Genomic DNA, 18,742 nt, shown 5'->3' with positions numbered 1-18,742 from the left:
CTGTGAAACCTTCGCTTTAAGCACTAGTCTTTAGCCTTTTCTGGCGTATTTCTTTACCATATCATCAATAATCTGGGCAGTTTCATCAGGAAAATTAAATTGATGTTGTTGCGTATTTTCTACCCAATTTTTAATAATTGGCAACCAATTACTTGTACTGCCCCAAATTACGGGTAAGCCAAACTGTTTTAAAGCATAAGCGTTACATTGCTGCTCAAATTGAAAGCGCATTGGAGCGACTAATAGCTTTTTGCCTAAATAAAGTGCTTCTGCTGGTCCTTCAAAGCCACCGCCCGTAAACATGCCTTCGCACGTAGCCAAGCTTTTGTTAAACTTTTCGTTATTAACAGGCTCTACCATAACGTTGGCTTCCTGATAAGCAACCTTATTGTGCTTAGAAAATACTTGCCATTGAACATTTGGGATCTGAACCAGTAATTTCACTAGTCTTTTATCATCAATTGCTGGCAGGTAAACGGTATAATGCCCTAAATTTTGACATTCCATTTGCCTTATTTCTGCCCTGATTACAGGTGTATGAATAAAACTATCATAACGATCGAAATGAAAACCTATATGATGGGTTGTGGGTGCGTAGTGACTTAAAATAACTTTACCCCAATCTATAGTTTTTGGCCTTGGAACTTTTTTGGATTTAAACGCTGCTTGATGACTAAGTGATACACTTTCTATACCCTGCAACTTACAAGCCCAGGCACTTACTGGCTCAAAATCATTAACAATTAGGTTATAATCTTTTAAAGGCAGCTGTTTCATATCTTTTCTAAAGCGAAAAAGATTCATGTTCAACCAAGTTTTGAAGTGATCTACGCCTCCTTTTTTACCGAAAATAAAACTAAAGCCATGCAATTGATATTTTACAGGCTGGCTAAGTTTAACATCAGCTTGGGTACCGCTAATTAAAATATCCAGCTCGCCATATTTTTGTAATAGAGGAATAATTTCCCTCGCCCTACTGATATGACCATTTCCTGTTCCTTGTATTGCGTAAAGTATCTTCATTTTATGTGCCCTAATATCTATAATTATTAGGCAATTTCATACTTAATATTGTTTAAAAGTAAATTTATATCCAGCTTACTTCTTAAATCTTCCGCATCAGATAGCATTCCTTCGTCTACTTCATCTTTAACAAAATCTTTGTGCTCGTATTTAAAAATCGTCCAGTTTTGGTCATTATATTCCAACGCAGTTAGGCTTTCTACCCAATCTCCGCTGTTTAAATAGGTTACTTTTCCGGTATCACTACTAATTTCTCTTTTTTCTGCCTGGTGGATGTGCCCACAAACTACATAATCATAACCCTTTTCAATAGCCAACTCTGCTGCTACCTGTTCAAAGCTATTAATGAATTTTACGGCATCTTTAAATTTTGCTTTTATTTTTTTAGAAAAACTCATTTTCTCTCTGCCCATTGCATTTAATACCCAGTTTACGAAACTATTAATCAGAATTAGGGTATCGTAACCAACGGCACCAAGTTTTGCCAGCCATTTCGAGTGTTGCATGGTTACATCAAAAACATCGCCATGAAAAAACCATGCTTTTTTACCATCGAGCTCCAGAATAAGTTTATTTTGAAGATGAAAAGATCCCATTTCCATCCCGTCGAATTTCCTTAGCATTTCATCGTGATTGCCGGTTAAGTAATGAACCTTTACGCCTTCAGACACAAATTTCATGATTTTGCGAATTACTTTCATATGGGATTCAGGCCAATAGCTTTTACTAAATTGCCATATATCAATAATGTCGCCGTTTAAGATCAGCGTTTTTGGTTTTATACTTTTCAAATATTTCAAAAGTTCTTTTGCGTGGCAACCATAGGTGCCTAAATGCACATCGGATATTACGACTACATCGACATTTCTTTTATCCATAAACGAGATTTTTTTAGGGGCTAAAAATTTAGATACCGCTTGAGTTAAGCAGTTTAATAAGGAGAAAGTTGCATTACCACTCTTCTTCCTCATCGAGTTTTACCTCAAAGGGGCTAAAGAAATAAAGTACAACAATTAATAGGCAGATGGCAAAAAATGATTCTAACATACTATCAGTTTTACAATACAAAGGTAAGACGCTGTTTATCAAACAAATGTTACGACATTGTTAAATTTTAAACAGCATTTGATAAAGAATGTTAAAATGACATCAAATAGGGAAATTTAGCTAACAAAAAACCCCGTAAAAGCTACACTCTTACGGGGTTAAGTTTATTTAGAAAAGAGATTATGCTGCTTTTGCAACTTTCTTTTTCTTGTTTTTATTTTCAGAATAGATTCCGAAACCCAAACCGGCTAATAATAAAACACTGCCTGCTAAAGATATTTGCTCACCTGTGTAATATGATGCTGGGTGGAAAATAAACTCGAGTTTATGATTACCAGCTTCTAACTGCGCCGCACGTAAAACATAATCTGCTCTGAAATATGGTTTTTCTACTCCATCGATAAACATTTTCCAACCTTTATCGTAATAAACTTCTGAGAAAACGGCAATCGCATCTTTCGCACTTGAATATTCGTACGTCAAATGATCCGGATTATAATTGGTTAACTTAATAAAACCTTCCTGACCGGTACCCAAACGTTTTGTATCTATTAAATTTTTATAACTTTCATCTACAATTGCTTCCTTTTTAGGATCAAAACTGCTGATTGCTTTCATTTCCTCATCAGAATTTTTAGCGAATTGTACACTTGGTACAAACCATGCATTTCCAGCTGCAGTTGCATTACGTTCCATTTTGTAAGATCCATTTTGTGGATCGCGAGAAATGATGTACTTGGTATTCAACATATCTAAAACATCATGATTTACACTTTTTGCAAATTGATTTTGAATCAGCTCATCATAACGTTTAAGTTTTGCCGCGTGATAACCACCAATCGTTTTATGAAATGCAGAGGTGCTGGCATCACTAAAGGTATTTATAGATTGATCGTAAACTCTAAAGTTAGGGTCCTTATCTGCTAGAATGAAATTATCCACATCACGAGGCTGGAAATAGCTCTGCAATGAAGTTTTAGTTTCGAAATTTGTGTTGTTTAAATATCTTTTATCAATCTGCCACATATCAATTAATACCGCTAAGGCCAATAAACCGAAAGCGAATTGCATGTTCATTTTTTTGGTAATGAATGCCCAAACAATTCCAAAACCAACAAGAATGAAAAAGAATGAACGAAATGCATCAGTACGTGCAATAGAAATTCGATCTTCAACTAAGGCATTTGCAATTTTTTGTGCTACACCCGCATTATTTTGAAGGCTTTGAGTAAGTGCCTGAACAATTTCTAAATGGTTCGAAGCTTTAAAACTGAAGAATAACGTTGGCACAATAGCCACTAATAAAGCAAAACCACCAGTAATACCTGCAGACCATGTTAATTTTTTAACCAACACTTTTTGATCAATACTTCCTTCTTGAGCTTCTTTCATTGCTAAAAGTGCCAAAACAGGAACCATTAAACCAACCACAGCCAAAATAGATTCAACAGCTCTAAACTTGTTGTATAATGGGAAATAGTTAAAGAAAATATCGCTTACATATGGGAAGTTCTTTCCGTAAGAAAGTAGAATGAACAATATTGTTGTTATTAAAACCCACCATTTTAATGGGCTACGAACAATAAATAATCCAAATACAAACAGGAAGCAAATAATTGCACCAAAGTAGTAGCCACCTTGAGTAAAAGGTTTCTCGCCCCAATATTGTTGCATATTTAATTGTTGCCCCAAAGATTGGATGGCTTGTGTAGTTTGATTTGGATCACCACCAGTAATTTCAGCAACAGCCTTATACATATGGCTTTCTGGTTTAATAAGATCTTGAGAACTTGTTGCTCCACCGTATAAATCAGGAATAAGGAAAGTAAAACTCTCACCAACGCCCTGGCTCCATTGATAGGCATATTCTTTTGACATGCCTGCATCTTTTGTAGTTGCAGCGGTTGTTAAATTAGATTTACCACGATTAGTTTCTTTTGCATATTCTGCTGTAGACCATAATAAACTGGCATTAATCATTACAGCGATCACAATTGATAAAGCTAAAAATCCGAAAGATTTACCTAAAGCATTTAATGTTTTTGCTTTATAAGCTTGATAAATTTGTACACCTACAAAAACAATTATCGCTAAGAAAAGATAATATGTCATTTGCACGTGATTGGTTCTAATCTCCAATGCTAAAAACAAAGCCGTTAAGCTTGCACCGTACCAATGTTTTCCCCTAAGCGTGAGGATTATGCCTGCTATAATAGGCGCAAAAAAGCCTATAGCAAGTGCTTTACTACTATGCCCACTAGCAATTAGTACAAAATTATAAGTTGTAAAGGTAAAGGCTATTGCGCCAGCCGCAGCGAGCCATGGATTAATTCTTAAAACAATAAATAAGAAATAAGAACCAAAAATTAATAATAATACAGTTCCAACAGGATTTGGCAATGCTTTAGTAATTAAGGCAATACCATAAGTAGCACCATTATAAGCATACTGAACCCAAATTTGATAAGCAGGCATACCGCCAAGCATTTGATTTGTCCAAAGAGGGCCTTTTCCATCCTTCTCTTTAAAATCCATAATTTCTTTTTGCATGGCCTGCGATTGGATCACATCACTTTGTGCAGGCGCTTTTCCCTGTAAAACAGGACTGAAGTAGGCAAAAGTTATGACTACAAAAATTGCAACAATGGCAACATGGATGCCATTTTTATTAAACCAGTTATTCATTAAGGTTTGTTTAAGTTTAAACGAATGTCAAAAATAAAAAATTGAACGGTATAAAAAAGGAATTAATTGAATGCCCGTATAATAAAAATAATATTCGTTTAAACCAGAGCAAACCATCGAATTTTTAAGCCTCTGCAAAACTGTATATTTAAGCTAATCTTTCAAGTAAAATAAATTTTCAATAATTACTGAAAGTTTAATAAAACTATTTATATTTGTTTATGGAATTAGCAGCAGCAAAACTTAAATTTATTGAAGCTTGGGGTAAATTAGGCTCTGAATGGGGAATAAATAGAACAATGGCACAAGTACATGCGCTATTATTAATTTCGCCAGAAGCGCTAACCACAGAAGAAATTATGGAGACATTAAGTATTTCGAGAGGAAATGCGAACATGACATTGCGTGATTTAATTGGTTGGGGACTAATTGAAAAGCAACATAAGGCTGGTGAAAGAAAAGAATATTTTTTTGCTGATAAAGATGTTTGGAACATTGCTCGGCAAGTAGCAAAAGAGCGCAAAAAAAGAGAACTTGAACCTGTTTTAAAAATTCTTACCGAATTATCTGCGGTAGAAGGCGATGAAAAAGATCCTGAATTTAAAACATTTAAAAAATCAGTTACTGATATTAATAAATTAGCTAATAATGTGGATAAAACTCTCGAAACGATGTTAAAAGCCGAAGAAAATTGGTTTTGGGGCTCGGTTTTAAAAGTTTTTAAATAAACCTAATTAAAAATTTAATTAAGCCTGATGAGGCTTAATTTTTTAAACCAAACTTTCATTTTTTACTGAAAATACTAAAAATAAAAGAATATGAAAACGCTAGAAAACCATGTAATCCTATTCGATGAAGAATGCCCAATGTGCCACCGTTACACCAAAGCCTTTATTAAAACAGGAATGCTACCTGTAGATGGTCGTGAGGCTTACCAAAACATGCCCAATCAAATTTGCGCATTGGTGGATCGGCAAAAGGCAGCGAATGAAATTGCTTTAGTTAATACAGAAACTGGAGAAGTACAATACGGCATTCATAGCTTATTTAAGGTAATTGGAAACACCCTTCCATTTCTTAAACCGCTGTTTAGGCTGAGTCCATTTATTTGGTTAATGACTAAGTTTTATGCCTTTATATCTTACAATAGAAAAGTTATTATTCCTGCCGAAGTTAAGGCACATCACATTCAACCAACTTTTAAACTTAAATATCGCCTTGCTTATTTATTATTTACTTGGTTAGTTACAGCTTTCATTTTAATTAATTATGCTCATTTATTAACTGATTTTGTTCCAATCGGGAATCAATTCCGTGAGTATCTAATATGTGGCGGTCAGATATTTTTTCAAGGCATTATAATTTCATTTTATAAGAAAGATAGTCTTTGGGATTACTTAGGAAATATGATGACGATTTCTTTCGCGGGGGCTTTACTTCTTCTACCGGCCTTACTATTTGGAAAGTATTTTACCATTGCCCCTATTTTCTTTATAGTTTACTTTTTAGGTATAGCTGGATTGATGCTACTAGAACATTTTCGCCGAAGCAAAATTTTAAAACTAGGATATCTATTAAGTTTTACCTGGGTTATTTATCGCCTTATTATTTTAGTATTAATCTTTAGTTAAGAAGGACATGAAATACGGAAAAATTATTTTAGTTGGTGGAAATGGTTATGTTGGTAGTGTTTTAGCAAACCATTTTAGTGGCATTGCCAGAGAAATTATTATAATTTCAAGAAAGGCTGCAATACAGAAACTCAATATAAAGACAGTTTTATGGGATGGAAAAACTCGAGATAAATGGGAAAAAGAACTGGTTGGCGCTGATTTAATCGTTAACCTTTGCGGCAAAAATGTTAATTGCAGGTACACCGAAAAAAATAGAGAGGAAATTATAAATTCAAGATTGATTCCTACAAAATTCCTTGGGGAGGTTATTAACAATATGGATAATCCGCCAAAAGTTTGGATCAATGTAACTTCTGCAACCATTTATCGCCATGCAGAAGACGTTGCACAAGATGAAATTAGTGGAGAAATAGGCTCTGGTTTTTCTATTGAGGTTTGCAAACTCTGGGAAGCAAGTTTTTTTGAAAGTTATACTCCAAAAACACGCAAAATAGCATTAAGAATGGGCATTGTTTTGGGCAGGAAAGATGGTGCTTTCCCTCGGTTACTTAATTTAGTTAAAGTGGGTATGGGTGGCAAACAGGGCGATGGTAAGCAATATGTAAGCTGGATACATGAGCAGGATGTTGCGCAAAGTATCGAATGGCTTATTAATAAACCCGAAATTAATGGTATCGTAAATTGTACTGCTCCTGAAGCGGTAAAAAATGAACTATTAATGGCTACCATAAGGAAAGTTTATGGCGTACCTTTTGGAATCCCTGCCCCTGCATGGCTTTTAGAGATTGGTGCAAAATTAATTGGAACTGAAACGGAACTCACATTAAAAAGCCGATGGGTTAAACCGACTATTTTAATGGAAAATGGTTTCGTTTTTCAATATGGAAAATTAGAAAATGCCATTCATGATATTATAAGCTTGAGAATATAAAATGCCAACAATAACTATAAAAACAATGATAAATGCTTCCATCGAAACCTGTTTCGATTTATCCAGAAGCATAGATTTGCATGTTAAATCGATGGTATCATCTAATGAAAAAGCGGTTGCAGGCAAAACCTCAGGATTCATAGAATTGAATGAGTCTGTAACCTGGAAAGCGAGGCATTTTGGTTTTAATTTTAAAATGACCAATCAAATTACCAAATTAAACAGTCCAAAAATATTTATTGATGAGATGGTAAAAGGACCATTCAAAGCGCTAAAACATATTCATCAATTTGAATCAGTTGACGATCAAACGGAAATGGTGGATATTTTTATCTACAAAGCTCCACTTGGCTTATTTGGATATATAGCAGAAAGGCTATTTTTAAATTATTACATGAAGCGTTTGCTTATCAGTAGAAATGCGGTTATAAAAAATCAGGCAGAAAAAAAAGTCCCGATTTATATCGGGACTTAGTTCTATTATTTAACTTCTTCGTAATCTACAAAGTCGCCAAGTTTATCGGTTTTACTTTGATCCGGTTTTGGTGGCATATAATCAATTGAAATTGCACCTTCTGGTTTCGAACGCCTTTGCTGGCGTTGTTGTTGCCCTCCTGTAGCTTGCTGTTGCATTTTAGAAGCCAGGTTATTGAACAACATAGGTAACAATAAGCGAATCAATAATCTGATTGCCCAAAGTACCAATATGGTTATGAATATGAATTTTATTAACGGCATATTAATTTACTCTTAATACAAATATAGACGTAGCTAAATTTATTTTGTTACTTTTTTATCCTTTAATTGCAATTTGATTACAATCAAATATACGAATTAACTACAATTAGGGTTTTAACCAAATTTTTATGATGCGTGGTTTTCCAGATAATTTATCATCAACTTCTATAATCTTAACATCTTTAACTTTATCCTCCGCGATGTAAAAATCATTCAGAGTAACCAATCTTGTTTGCTCAACAATTACAGGTAAGTTCCAGTTTTTACTACTTATTTTAAACTTTTTAAATAGATCTTCAGCACTTAGGATTTTAACCTTGTCTTTCAATTCAATTTCAATAGCACCATTATTACCACTAAGTCCATATTTGATAGTAGCTTCTTTTTTATTGAGTACATAAATTGATTTTATATCAGATTTGCCAACAAACTGAATATTCATATCCATGATTTTCCTTTTGTTAATTACGTAAAGTGGTTGATTTGTTAAAAACCTGGTTCTTGAAGGTGTACAAATTCTAATACTTTTTTCATTTTTTAAAGAATCAGTCGCTACGGTTTGTGCCAATAATTTTGAACTTAAAATTGTTGTTAGCAGAATTAATGACGCAAATTTCATAGCTAATCTTCTACAATCTCGGCTACACGCCCAATCTGGCCATCTTCCAGTCTTACTTTAATTCCCCGCGAATGAAATGCTGAAGAAGTTAACAGGGCTTTTACAACACCATAAGTAATATTACCTGATCGTTGATCCTTTTTTAAAATAATCCCTACTTCTAACCCTGGGTAAATATCCTTTCTGTTTTGTCCGTTCATTTTTTAATATAGTTTTCTCGGTAATTAATTAAAACAAATTGCTTCTTACTTAGGAAATTTTTCAGTGAACATTTTCTCTAAGGCAAACATTTCATCACGCAATTTTGCGGCTTGTAAAAAGTCCATATCTTTTGCTGCTTTCTGCATTTCCTTTCTAGTATTATCAATCGCTTTCTGCAAATCTGCTTTGCCCATATATTGTACAATTGGATCGGCAGCAATGCTGATTTCAGCATTTTCTACATATGCTCTAGCAATATTATCGCTTGCTTTTTGAGAGAAATCTAATACTGACGTTTGCTCTAAAATGGCTTCTCGAGATTTACCAACCGTCATTGGCGTTATTCCATGCTCTAAATTATAAGCAATTTGAAGATCACGACGACGGTTTGTTTCAGAAATGGTTTTTTCCATACTGTCCGTTATCCCATCAGCATACATAATTACCCGTCCCTTATCGTTACGTGCAGCACGTCCAATGGTTTGAATCAATGATTTCTCTGAACGCAAGAAACCTTCTTTATCGGCATCCAAAATAGCAACTAAAGTTACTTCTGGTAAGTCCAAACCCTCTCTTAATAAGTTAATCCCGATTAAAACATCAAATTCGCCCAAACGTAAGCCACGTAAAATTTCTACACGTTCTAGCGTTTTAATTTCTGAGTGAATATATCGGGTTTTAATATTTAAGCGATCCATGTATTTGGTCAATTCCTCAGCCATACGCTTGGTTAAGGTTGTTACCAAAATACGGCCGCCTTGCTTTATTGTAATGTCAATTTCGTCTAAAAGATCATCGACCTGGTTAATTGCAGGTCTAATTTCAATTATTGGATCCAATAAACCCGTTGGGCGAATCACCTGTTCTACCACTACCCCATCAGATTTTTCTAATTCATAATCGGCGGGTGTGGCACTTACGTAAATGGTTTGTGGTGCAAGGGCTTCAAACTCATTAAAGTTTAGCGGGCGGTTATCTAAAGCAGCTGGTAGGCGGAAACCATATTCAACTAAAGAAAGCTTACGCGATCTATCTCCACCATACATGGCTCTAATTTGCGGTACAGTTACGTGGCTCTCATCAATAACCATTAAATAATCATCAGGGAAATAATCCAGCAAACAGAAAGGGCGCATTCCGGGGCTACGACCATCAAAGAAACGCGAATAATTTTCAATTCCGGAACAATAACCCAGTTCCTTCATCATTTCAATATCGAAGTTTGTACGTTCTTCCAAACGTTTGGCTTCCAATAAATGTCTGTCAGCAATTAACTGGTTTTTACGAATCTCTAATTCTTCCTGAATACCCCAAATAGATTGCGTAAAACGATCTTTTGGTGTTACAAATAAATTAGCTGGATAGATGGCCATATCTTCCAGTTTCTCTATCGTTTTACCTGAAACAGGATCAATAGCAGAAAGCTCTTCAATGTCATCACCGAAAAAAGAAATTCGATAAGCGTGGTCGAGATAAGCGGGATAAATATCAACGGTATCACCTTTAACTCTAAATGTTCCGCGTTTAAATTCGGTTGTGGCTCTTGAATAAAGAATTTCTACCAGGCTGTGTAAAAACGCATTTCTGGAAATTCTAAGTCCTACGCCAAAGCGGAAAACCATTCTCGAAAAATCTTCGGGGTTTCCCATACCATAAATACAAGAAATTGAAGAAACCACAATAATATCTCTCCGTCCACTCATTAAAGAAGAAGTAGTGCGTAAACGCAACTTTTCAATCTCTTCGTTAATACTTAAATCCTTTTCTATATAAGTGTTGCTGGAAGCGATAAAGGCTTCGGGCTGATAATAATCGTAATAAGAAACAAAGTAGTTTACCGAATTTTCAGGAAAGAAGTTTTTAAACTCTCCATAAAGCTGTGCGGCAAGGGTTTTGTTATGACTTAAAATTAAGGTTGGTTTTTGTGTTTGCTCAATCACATTGGCTACTGTAAAAGTTTTACCAGATCCGGTTACTCCTAATAAAGTTTGATAATGTTCATTTGCATTTACGCCATCAACTAGCTGTTTTATAGCACCTGGTTGATCGCCTGTAGGTTGATACGCGGATGTGATTTTAAATTTCATAGGCAATATCAAATATACGCAATTAGGTTGAAATGCTAAATATTATAGCACAAGCTTTAAAATATTTGATGATAGAATGATAAAAAGTTAACCCTTAAAAAAAGGGCATTATAAACTTAAAATCTATAATGCCCTTTTTAATAAATTTATTGAAATTTACTTTCCAGCAGCTTTTTGCATCGGGTTTTGACCAACGGATTGACCTCGCACTGCAGCGTTAGCCTTAGTTTTATAAATTTTAAATTTACTCTCTTTTGCTTTACCGCCCCAAGTATTGTTGCTGGTATCAATATCGGCAGTTTCACGCAGTGGATCTATCAAAATAGACTCTACTTCTTTATCTTTCACATAAAATTTAGATGTTTTTAATTCATTATGCCTCCAAATTTGAGCAGGAATGCGATCAATTTCCTTACTACCATCTTTATAAGTAAACTCTACAATAATTGGCATTACTAAACCACCTTTATTGCTAAAACTTAGTTCGTAAAAATATTTGTTTTCGTATTTCTGCTGGTCATTGCTTGCCACTACATCAAATGGAGGGTTCATTTCCATTTTAGTTGAAGTTGTTGTATCAACTTTAACTAAGCCTCTATCGTAATTATAGTAAAAATCATGAGTGGCAGGGTTTTTATCTACATAAAAACTTATTTTTTTATCTGTACGATTTCTAATTTTAGAAATATCATCGAAAGCATTTATGGCAGGTTTATCAATTTTTACCATTCTTGATCTCGCTGCAGGAATAGTTGTCGGAAAATCGGCTTTAGCAAACTTCACACTATCCAAAGCAATATCGCATGGATCGGTACCATAAAACCAACCTCTCCAAAACCAGTCTAAATCCTCACCGCTGGCATCTTCCAAGGTACGGAAAAGATCTGCAGGCTCTGGATGTTTAAAGGCCCATCTTCTGGCATATTCTTTAAAAGCATAATCAAAAAGCTCTCTACCCATAATTGTTTCACGAAGAATATTTAAACCTGTAGCAGGTTTTGAATAGGCATTAGGACCAAAACGGGCTATATTTTCTGAGTTGGTCATAATCGGTTCCAATTCATCTTTAGGCAGTTTCATATAATCTACAATGGTATACGCCGGTCCTTTTTTACTTGGAAAAGTATTATCCCAAAGCTCTTCTGTTAAGTACTCTACAAAAGAGTTTAAACCTTCGTCCATCCAGGTCCACTGGCGTTCATCACTGTTTACAATCATTGGGAAGAAATTATGCCCAACCTCATGAATAATTACACCCAGCATGCCATTTTTAGTGCTCTCGCTGTAGGTACCATCAGCATCTGTACGGCCATAATTGAAACAAATCATTGGATATTCCATTCCATTTGCGGCTTCGATACTTTGTGCAACCGGGTAAGGGTAAGGAATGGTAAAATCTGAATAGGTTTTAATGGTATGTGCTACGGCACGGGTAGAAAATTTGCTATATAAATTATACGCTTCTTTTCCATAAAAGCTCATGCACATTACGGTATTGTTATTTGCAGCAATTTTTTGCGGCATGGCATCCCATATAAACTTGCGTGAAGAAGTCCAGGCAAAATCACGAACATTATTAGCTTGAAATACCCATGTTTTTTTGGTCGTTGCTTTCTTAGTTTCAGCAGTTTTTGCCTCTGCGAGTGTTTGAATTTCTACTGGAGCAGTTGCAGTTTTAGCCGTATTATAACGGTTTAGCTGAGTTGGGTTTAACACTGCACTATAATTAATACACTCTCCGGTTGAACCAACCAGGTGATCTGAAGGAACCGTCATTTGTACTTTAAAATCACCAAAAGTTAATGCAAACTCCCCTCTACCTGTAAACTGATGGTTTTGCCAACCATGAAAATCACTATAAACACACAAACGTGGGTACCACTGGGTCATTGTAAATAGGTAGTTTCCATCTGCAGGAAAAAACTCATAGCCACCACGCCCGCCAACACTCATCCGATCGGTAATTTTATAATTCCAATCGATATTGAAAATCAATTTTTGACCTGTTTTTAAAGCAACGGGCAAATCAATTCTCATCATGGTTTTATTAACCGTATAGCTCAATTTCTTACCGGTTACATCTGTTAATTTGGTAATATTAATGCCATAACCATTATTGGCTTTATTACTTAGCTGATCTATATTTTGAGTAGTTCCTACAGCTGGCATTTTTGTTGCATCCTGATAGTTTGCATTTTTATCTGTACTGTGCTCATTTTCATCCAGCTGCAACCATATATAGGTTAATGGATCGGGCGAATTGTTGGTATAAGTAATCGTTTCGGAACCGGTTAACAACAGATTTTTCTCATCAAGCTCACACTTAATATTATAATCTGCACGCTGTTGCCAGTATTTAACCCCTGGGGCACCACTTGCGGTACGTTGTTCATTTGGCGTTGGTAAAATGGTGCCAAGTTGTTCAAATTTATTACCGTGGTTGCTTCCTGGGTTATTCTGAATGTTTTGAGCAAAGGCTAAACTTCCAGCAAAAAGCAGCAAACCGGTTGTTGTAAACAGTTTATTCATTGTTATGTTGGTTTAAATCGGTATTCTTTCTAAAGCCATTTTTAAAGCCAGGCTAAATACGGCTGCGGATATAAATAATACCCAACTCAATCTTTTTATATGCGTGTAGTTAAAAATAATCCATGTTATGGCTAAAATAATCATAACCATAAAAATTTGTCCGGCTTCCAAACCTACATTAAAACCAAATAGGCCCCAGCCAATATTTTGATCTTTAGCAAGCATAATTCTTATCGAGTTTGCAAAGCCCATTCCATGAATTAACCCGAAACCTAAAGCCAGATAATAATTTATTCTTACGGATTTTATGGAGAAGTTTTTCCTGAACAAATTACTAATTGCAGTTAAAACAATAGTACATGGAATTAGAAATTCTACCCATTTACTTTCAAACCGAATAATATCTAAAACGCTTAATAAAAGTGTTAATGAATGGCCGATGGTAAAAGCAGTAACCAAGATTAATACCTGCTTTAAGTTTTTGTAGCTGTAAATTGCTACAAGTGCCAAAATAAACAATTGATGATCCAATGCATCAGCACTAATGATGTGTTCCCAACCTAGTTTGAAGTAAAAAATAAAATCTTGTAAGGGCATTTTTATATTTTAGCTTTATATTGATAAGCTTTAGTACTTTTGAATGCTTAAAATTAAAGTATTATTTACTAAAAGTTCGAAAAATTACCAGAATGCACCTCTTAAATACCAAATTTGTTACTCTTTTTCTGGTTTTCACGCTCTCTTCAATCATAAAAGAGAAAAAACACCCTCTGCATGTAAGCACAACAGAGGTAAATTTTAATGCTAAAGATAAATCCTTGGAAATAAGTTGCCGAATTTTTACAGACGACTTTGAGTCGATACTCGCCAAACTATACAAGCAGAAAACAGATCTCTCTAAACCAGAAATGAAAACGGCAATGGATGAATTGGTAAAAAAATACTTAACATCCCATTTACAAATTAAAGCCAATGGTAAAATAGCTGTTCTTAATTACATAGGCTTTGAAATAGACCACGAGGCAACAAACATCTATCTGGAAGTTGAAAAAATACCATCAGTAAAATCTATAGAAATAGATAATACCATATTGTACGATTTATTTAATGATCAAATGAGTATTGTACACGTTGTTAAAAATGGAAACCGAAAAAGCGGTAAAATTCTTTACCCCGACAAAAAATTTACGGCAAACTTTTAATTATAATCTTTGTATTAAGTATTAATCGTTTTTAATAAAACGTTAACTTTATTTTAAAGTACATTGCCAAACAAATGGTGAGAAGATAATTTATATCACTAAAACTGTTTGTAACCTTAATTTATACGTCCCTATTGTTTAAAATAAGTTATGCACTTGATCATCTTCTCCTCCACGTTAACACCAAGGATAAAATATATCTTCAATTTTATATTTAAGGATATTTTAAAAGCTGAGGTAGAGTTTACTGGAAACAGCCAGCATTTTGCACAGAGCGAACACGCCAAAATCAGCTATGGCGATCAGCCATTAGGCGATGAGTTATTTTTTAAAAGCACGCCCCTCCTATTTTCCAATAAGGTTGAAGAGTTTGTTATAAAAACCACCACATTTGGCGATTATCAGGTTCCTTTTCCAGTTGATAATTCTGCGCTCCCTTTTGATGTATTTGCTGCTTCATTTTTTATCGTAAGTCGATTTGAAGAATACTTGCACCAAAAAAAATCTTCCGAAGATTTTAAACCATCAAAAAGTTATCAGCACAAATGGCGATTGCTCGATAAACCTATAATTGATGGCTGGGCATTGATTTTAAAGAATATGATCCGGAAGAAATACCCGGCTTTTAAATTTCATGAAAAAAGTTTTAGTCACCACCCAACAATAAACTTCAAAATATTACCCACAGCACCAGAGGGTTTTCTATTAAAAACAAAGTTCTTTTTTCAGGCAGTTTTTAAAAAGGAGATGGATTACTTTAGTTCTCGCTTTGATAAAGTAACAGGTTTAAGTGGTAGCAACGAAATACTTATTAAAGACGTTGAACAAACTTTTGAAAATAAAAAAAACAGTCCTATCTATTTTATTGAGTTTCCAAATGTTCCTTTAGAATTTATTTTGAAAGATAAAGTTTCCAAGCTTTTAGCCAATAAAACCATTGGATTGTTAAGGCCCTGTGCCAACGAAAACCAAAAGGTTGGTTTTATTAAAGAGGCATTACTTAAGTTAAAAAAATTATACCCTACACAAGTAAACTTAATGAGCCAACAATTGGAAGTTTTAAAATTTCCTTCTTGTTATTTAAATCTTCTAAACTCAGGCATTACCTCCGATTATTCAATGGGCTATGCAGATACACCAGGCTTTAGGGCTGGTACATGCACCGCTTTTAACTGGTATGATTTACAACTTGAAAAAGTTACGCCACTAAACATAAAACCATACTCAATTACCGATACCGCACTAGAGCATACCTCAACAAAAGATGCCTTAAAAATACTAGAGGAATATATTGCTATTGTTAGGTTTGTAGATGGTTCTTTTTACAGTAGCTGGCAACTAAAAAATTTATCAAACAATTTGAAGTCTAAAAAACTTAAAAACCTTTTTAATGAACTGCTTAAATTTGCAGGTAATTAATAGGTTAATATCTTAGAATTAGAAATATTAAATTTACAAAGGGCTACTTTAATTAAATCATTATTTTAGCCGATAAACATATTATGATTTTTAACCTCAGCAAAACCAAATCAATAGCAAATACTTTTGTATCTGAACTTAGGGATGTAGACATTCAAAAAGATTCTATGCGTTTTAGGAAAAACCTGGAACGTGTGGGAGAATTTTTCGCCTATGAGATTAGCAAAACACTTCCTTATAAAAATAGAGAAGTAACTACGCCTTTGGGTATTTCAAATTGCGAGGTATTAGAATCTCAACCCGTTTTAGCCACAATTTTGCGTGCAGGACTTCCACTACAACAAGGCTTACTAAATATTTTCGATCAGGCAGATTGTTGCTTCATTTCTGCTTATAGAAAGGTAAAGAAAAGCGGCGATTTTGTGATTCAGATGGATTACGTTTCTACACCAGATTTGGATGGCAGGGTTTTAATTATGGCAGACCCCATGTTGGCTACCGGGCAGAGTATGGTAATGTGCTGCAAAGAGTTAATTAACCGCTACAAACCTTCGGCTTTACATATTGTTGCAGCTATTGCCAGCACAGAAGGCGTTGCCTATGTTAGAGCGCATTTACCAAAAGCCACACTTTGGCTAGGTGCTATTGATGAAGAAATGACCAGCAAGGCTTACATTGTACCTGGTTTAGGGGATGCCGGCGACCTTGCTTACGGACAAAAAATATAATGAATCTTCTTTTTGCTTTATTGAAGTTGTTTAAATAATGCAATACATACGTTGTATACCGCTGTTGGTCAGGTTTATTTAAAAAGGGCAGCAAGAAATTTGTTAAATCAGGAGTACAAACATTGTATCTAAACCGGATTGAAACGGCATCCCGATTTTTTTCTATCGGGATACAGTGTAAAAGCAGGACTTCAATTGCCATGCACACCGTAGCGTTCATTTACAAATTCTAAAAATCTTACTTTTGGATTAACCGCTATTTTAATTAAGGTTAGAAGCTAATTATTTTAGGAAACTATTGTCAGTAGCTTTTGGCTAATGCAGCCCCGCCCTTTGCTAAATCCCGATAGAAAAAATCGGGATACCGCTGTTGGTCGGGTTTATTTAAAAAGGGCAGCAAGAAATTTGTTAAATCAGGGCACAAACATTGTATCTAAACCGGATTGAAACGACATCCCGATTTTTTCTATCGGGATATAGTGTAAAAGCAGGACTTCAATTGCCATGCACACCGTAGCGTTCATTTACAAATTCTAATGCCTAGAAAAAATAATCAGCTACTTAGCGAAAACAAACAGTTGCTAGTCGTTAATTACGCTCCTCAATTTTTCACTTGCCACCTTCTAAATACAATTAGAAATTAACTTAAGCCCAATAGCTACTAATTAAATACTATTTATATATAATTTGATACTATTAGTAATTGCTTAAATACTATTAACCTATAATTTGATACTATTGGTAATTACTTAATCACTATTAATCTATAATTTGATACTATTAGTAATTACTTAAATACTATTAGTCTATATTTTGATACTATTAGTGATTAATTATAGACTAATAGTATCAAAATTGAGGCAAAAGTGTTAAATCTTATTCTGGTGTTTTGGGCTGCCTTTTGCAAACCGGGCGCTTAAATCATCATAAATAGGTTTAGCGGTAACAATTCCTTTATGGTCGGCCTCTTTAACCTGTCCATAATAAAGCATCGCGGCTCTTAAAGCATCACTACCGGCAAGCATAACTGTATCTTCTAAATCGCGTGTTAACTGTTCTGCCAAATTTGCAAGCGGATTAAATTGGGTAACTATAGCTTCGTCTTTAAAAAATTCTATCTTATCCATATAAGCTGGAATAAATTCTGGGTTGGTTTCGATATAAGATTTTGTTTTTTGCACGGTAGCAACTGTTTTGTTGCCCATTTTAAACAGGCTCTTCCTATCCTCATCAGATAGGCCCTTTAGATAAGGCGCTAATGAAGCCTTACATTCTTTTAAATGATTTAAGGCGGCTTCGATTACGGAAGCTGGAACTTCAATAGAAATTTGGTTTTGAGTACTCATTATTTATATGGTTTTTAAATTTTACACAAAAAACAGAAGGATTTATCTTAACAAAAAAATCTTCGTTAAGCATAAATTGCCTTCAAACATCAATCAAAAATAAATCGGGATAATTTGCTTAGTTTTCTAAGCTTAAGGGGTAATTGGCAGTTCTATAAGGTAGGTAATAAAACTTAGATAAGATTAATATTTACATTTTATTACAACAAGTATTTTACAAAAACAGCCATTTTATGGGCTAAAGCTGTTGTCTGTTACTATTACAGTGCTTTTAGGGTCAATTATTTCACCATTTTTAAATTTTGTTCTTCCCAAGAATACATGACCAGACCACCAATATTCATAAATCATATCATTATCTTGAGATACCGATATAAATCTCTAGGATTTTCTTTAAGATGACTGAGGTTGGTTATATCAGAAGCCTTATAAAAAGTAATTAAAAGGGAATTACAACTGTCTTTTTTAAGTTTGCCTAATTGATATGCAAAGCTATCAATCTGCTTTGCAGAGTATTTATTATTATGATAATTTTCAATAATATAACTATCTC

At 34.5% G+C, this 18,742-nt stretch carries 18 protein-coding genes; 7 read left to right on the top strand and 11 right to left on the bottom strand.

Annotated features, from left to right (window positions below; all coding sequences use genetic code 11):
- Nucleotides 1-30: 30 nt before the first annotated feature.
- From EHC72_RS03595 to EHC72_RS03585, 3 genes are all read right to left on the bottom strand, one after another.
- Complete coding sequence (locus EHC72_RS03595; protein ID WP_131536208.1) at nucleotides 31-1,023, bottom strand: glycosyltransferase family protein; 993 nt, start codon at nucleotides 1,021-1,023, stop codon at nucleotides 31-33.
- Between the two features lie 26 nt (nucleotides 1,024-1,049).
- Nucleotides 1,050-1,901, bottom strand: a complete 852-nt coding sequence (locus EHC72_RS03590; RefSeq protein ID WP_131536206.1) for a UDP-2,3-diacylglucosamine diphosphatase — start codon at nucleotides 1,899-1,901, stop codon at nucleotides 1,050-1,052.
- A 349-nt stretch (nucleotides 1,902-2,250) separates the two neighbouring features.
- Nucleotides 2,251-4,755 (bottom strand): YfhO family protein, encoded by a 2,505-nt coding sequence (locus tag EHC72_RS03585; protein ID WP_131536204.1) that lies wholly within the window; start codon nucleotides 4,753-4,755, stop codon nucleotides 2,251-2,253.
- 221 nt (nucleotides 4,756-4,976) lie between these two features.
- Here EHC72_RS03585 and EHC72_RS03580 point away from each other — a divergent pair, with 221 nt between their 5' ends.
- The 4 genes from EHC72_RS03580 (at nucleotide 4,977) to EHC72_RS03565 (ending at nucleotide 7,795) form a co-directional block, all read left to right on the top strand.
- A complete protein-coding gene (locus tag EHC72_RS03580) occupies nucleotides 4,977-5,483 on the top strand; it encodes a GbsR/MarR family transcriptional regulator (RefSeq protein ID WP_131536202.1) in 507 nt (168 codons plus the stop codon).
- A gap of 90 nt (nucleotides 5,484-5,573) precedes the next feature.
- Nucleotides 5,574-6,386, top strand: coding sequence for a thiol-disulfide oxidoreductase DCC family protein (locus EHC72_RS03575; RefSeq protein WP_131536200.1), 813 nt, complete (start codon nucleotides 5,574-5,576; stop codon nucleotides 6,384-6,386).
- Nucleotides 6,387-6,393: 7 nt separating this feature from the next.
- The gene (locus EHC72_RS03570; RefSeq protein ID WP_131536198.1) at nucleotides 6,394-7,320 is read left to right on the top strand and encodes a TIGR01777 family oxidoreductase; all 927 of its coding nucleotides are present in this window, start codon (nucleotides 6,394-6,396) and stop codon (nucleotides 7,318-7,320) included.
- Nucleotide 7,321: 1 nt separating this feature from the next.
- Complete coding sequence (locus tag EHC72_RS03565) at nucleotides 7,322-7,795, top strand: SRPBCC family protein (RefSeq protein ID WP_131536196.1); 474 nt, start codon at nucleotides 7,322-7,324, stop codon at nucleotides 7,793-7,795.
- Between the two features lie 5 nt (nucleotides 7,796-7,800).
- Here EHC72_RS03565 and EHC72_RS03560 read toward each other — a convergent pair whose 3' ends face one another.
- From EHC72_RS03560 to EHC72_RS03535, 6 genes are all read right to left on the bottom strand, one after another.
- A complete protein-coding gene (locus EHC72_RS03560; protein ID WP_131536194.1) occupies nucleotides 7,801-8,058 on the bottom strand; it encodes a DUF4834 family protein in 258 nt (85 codons plus the stop codon).
- A 106-nt stretch (nucleotides 8,059-8,164) separates the two neighbouring features.
- Nucleotides 8,165-8,677 carry a hypothetical protein gene (locus EHC72_RS03555; RefSeq protein ID WP_131536192.1) on the bottom strand — a complete coding sequence of 171 codons (513 nt, stop codon included), beginning with the start codon at nucleotides 8,675-8,677 and terminating at the stop codon, nucleotides 8,165-8,167.
- 2 nt (nucleotides 8,678-8,679) lie between these two features.
- Nucleotides 8,680-8,877 (bottom strand): YwbE family protein, encoded by a 198-nt coding sequence (locus EHC72_RS03550; protein ID WP_131536190.1) that lies wholly within the window; start codon nucleotides 8,875-8,877, stop codon nucleotides 8,680-8,682.
- A gap of 45 nt (nucleotides 8,878-8,922) precedes the next feature.
- Complete coding sequence (uvrB, locus tag EHC72_RS03545) at nucleotides 8,923-10,965, bottom strand: excinuclease ABC subunit UvrB (RefSeq protein ID WP_131536188.1); 2,043 nt, start codon at nucleotides 10,963-10,965, stop codon at nucleotides 8,923-8,925.
- 156 nt (nucleotides 10,966-11,121) lie between these two features.
- Nucleotides 11,122-13,494, bottom strand: a complete 2,373-nt coding sequence (locus tag EHC72_RS03540) for a M1 family metallopeptidase (protein ID WP_131536186.1) — start codon at nucleotides 13,492-13,494, stop codon at nucleotides 11,122-11,124.
- A 12-nt stretch (nucleotides 13,495-13,506) separates the two neighbouring features.
- On the bottom strand, nucleotides 13,507-14,091 hold the full coding sequence (locus tag EHC72_RS03535) for a HupE/UreJ family protein (RefSeq protein ID WP_131536184.1): 585 nt from the start codon (nucleotides 14,089-14,091) through the stop codon (nucleotides 13,507-13,509).
- 92 nt (nucleotides 14,092-14,183) lie between these two features.
- Between EHC72_RS03535 and EHC72_RS03530 the strand changes: the two genes are divergently transcribed.
- The 3 genes from EHC72_RS03530 (at nucleotide 14,184) to upp (ending at nucleotide 16,843) form a co-directional block, all read left to right on the top strand.
- A complete protein-coding gene (locus EHC72_RS03530; RefSeq protein WP_131536182.1) occupies nucleotides 14,184-14,696 on the top strand; it encodes a DUF6702 family protein in 513 nt (170 codons plus the stop codon).
- 150 nt (nucleotides 14,697-14,846) lie between these two features.
- Nucleotides 14,847-16,115 carry a DUF7033 domain-containing protein gene (locus tag EHC72_RS03525; protein WP_131536180.1) on the top strand — a complete coding sequence of 423 codons (1,269 nt, stop codon included), beginning with the start codon at nucleotides 14,847-14,849 and terminating at the stop codon, nucleotides 16,113-16,115.
- An 83-nt stretch (nucleotides 16,116-16,198) separates the two neighbouring features.
- Nucleotides 16,199-16,843: a uracil phosphoribosyltransferase gene (gene upp, locus EHC72_RS03520; RefSeq protein WP_131536178.1), complete on the top strand. Its 645-nt coding sequence runs from the start codon at nucleotides 16,199-16,201 to the stop codon at nucleotides 16,841-16,843.
- A gap of 869 nt (nucleotides 16,844-17,712) precedes the next feature.
- Here the strand turns inward: upp and EHC72_RS03515 are convergent.
- On the bottom strand, nucleotides 17,713-18,189 hold the full coding sequence (locus EHC72_RS03515; RefSeq protein ID WP_131536176.1) for a hypothetical protein: 477 nt from the start codon (nucleotides 18,187-18,189) through the stop codon (nucleotides 17,713-17,715).
- 347 nt (nucleotides 18,190-18,536) lie between these two features.
- Nucleotides 18,537-18,742, bottom strand: a 206-nt coding sequence (locus tag EHC72_RS22930) for a hypothetical protein (protein ID WP_211660273.1), incomplete at its 5' end; no start/stop codon positions are given.

It is taken from the genome of Pedobacter nototheniae (assembly GCF_004335085.1).
Lineage (GTDB): Bacteria > Bacteroidota > Bacteroidia > Sphingobacteriales > Sphingobacteriaceae > Pedobacter > Pedobacter nototheniae.
Note: the sequence above shows the minus strand (reverse complement) of the source record. Positions and strands in the feature narration are given on the sequence as shown.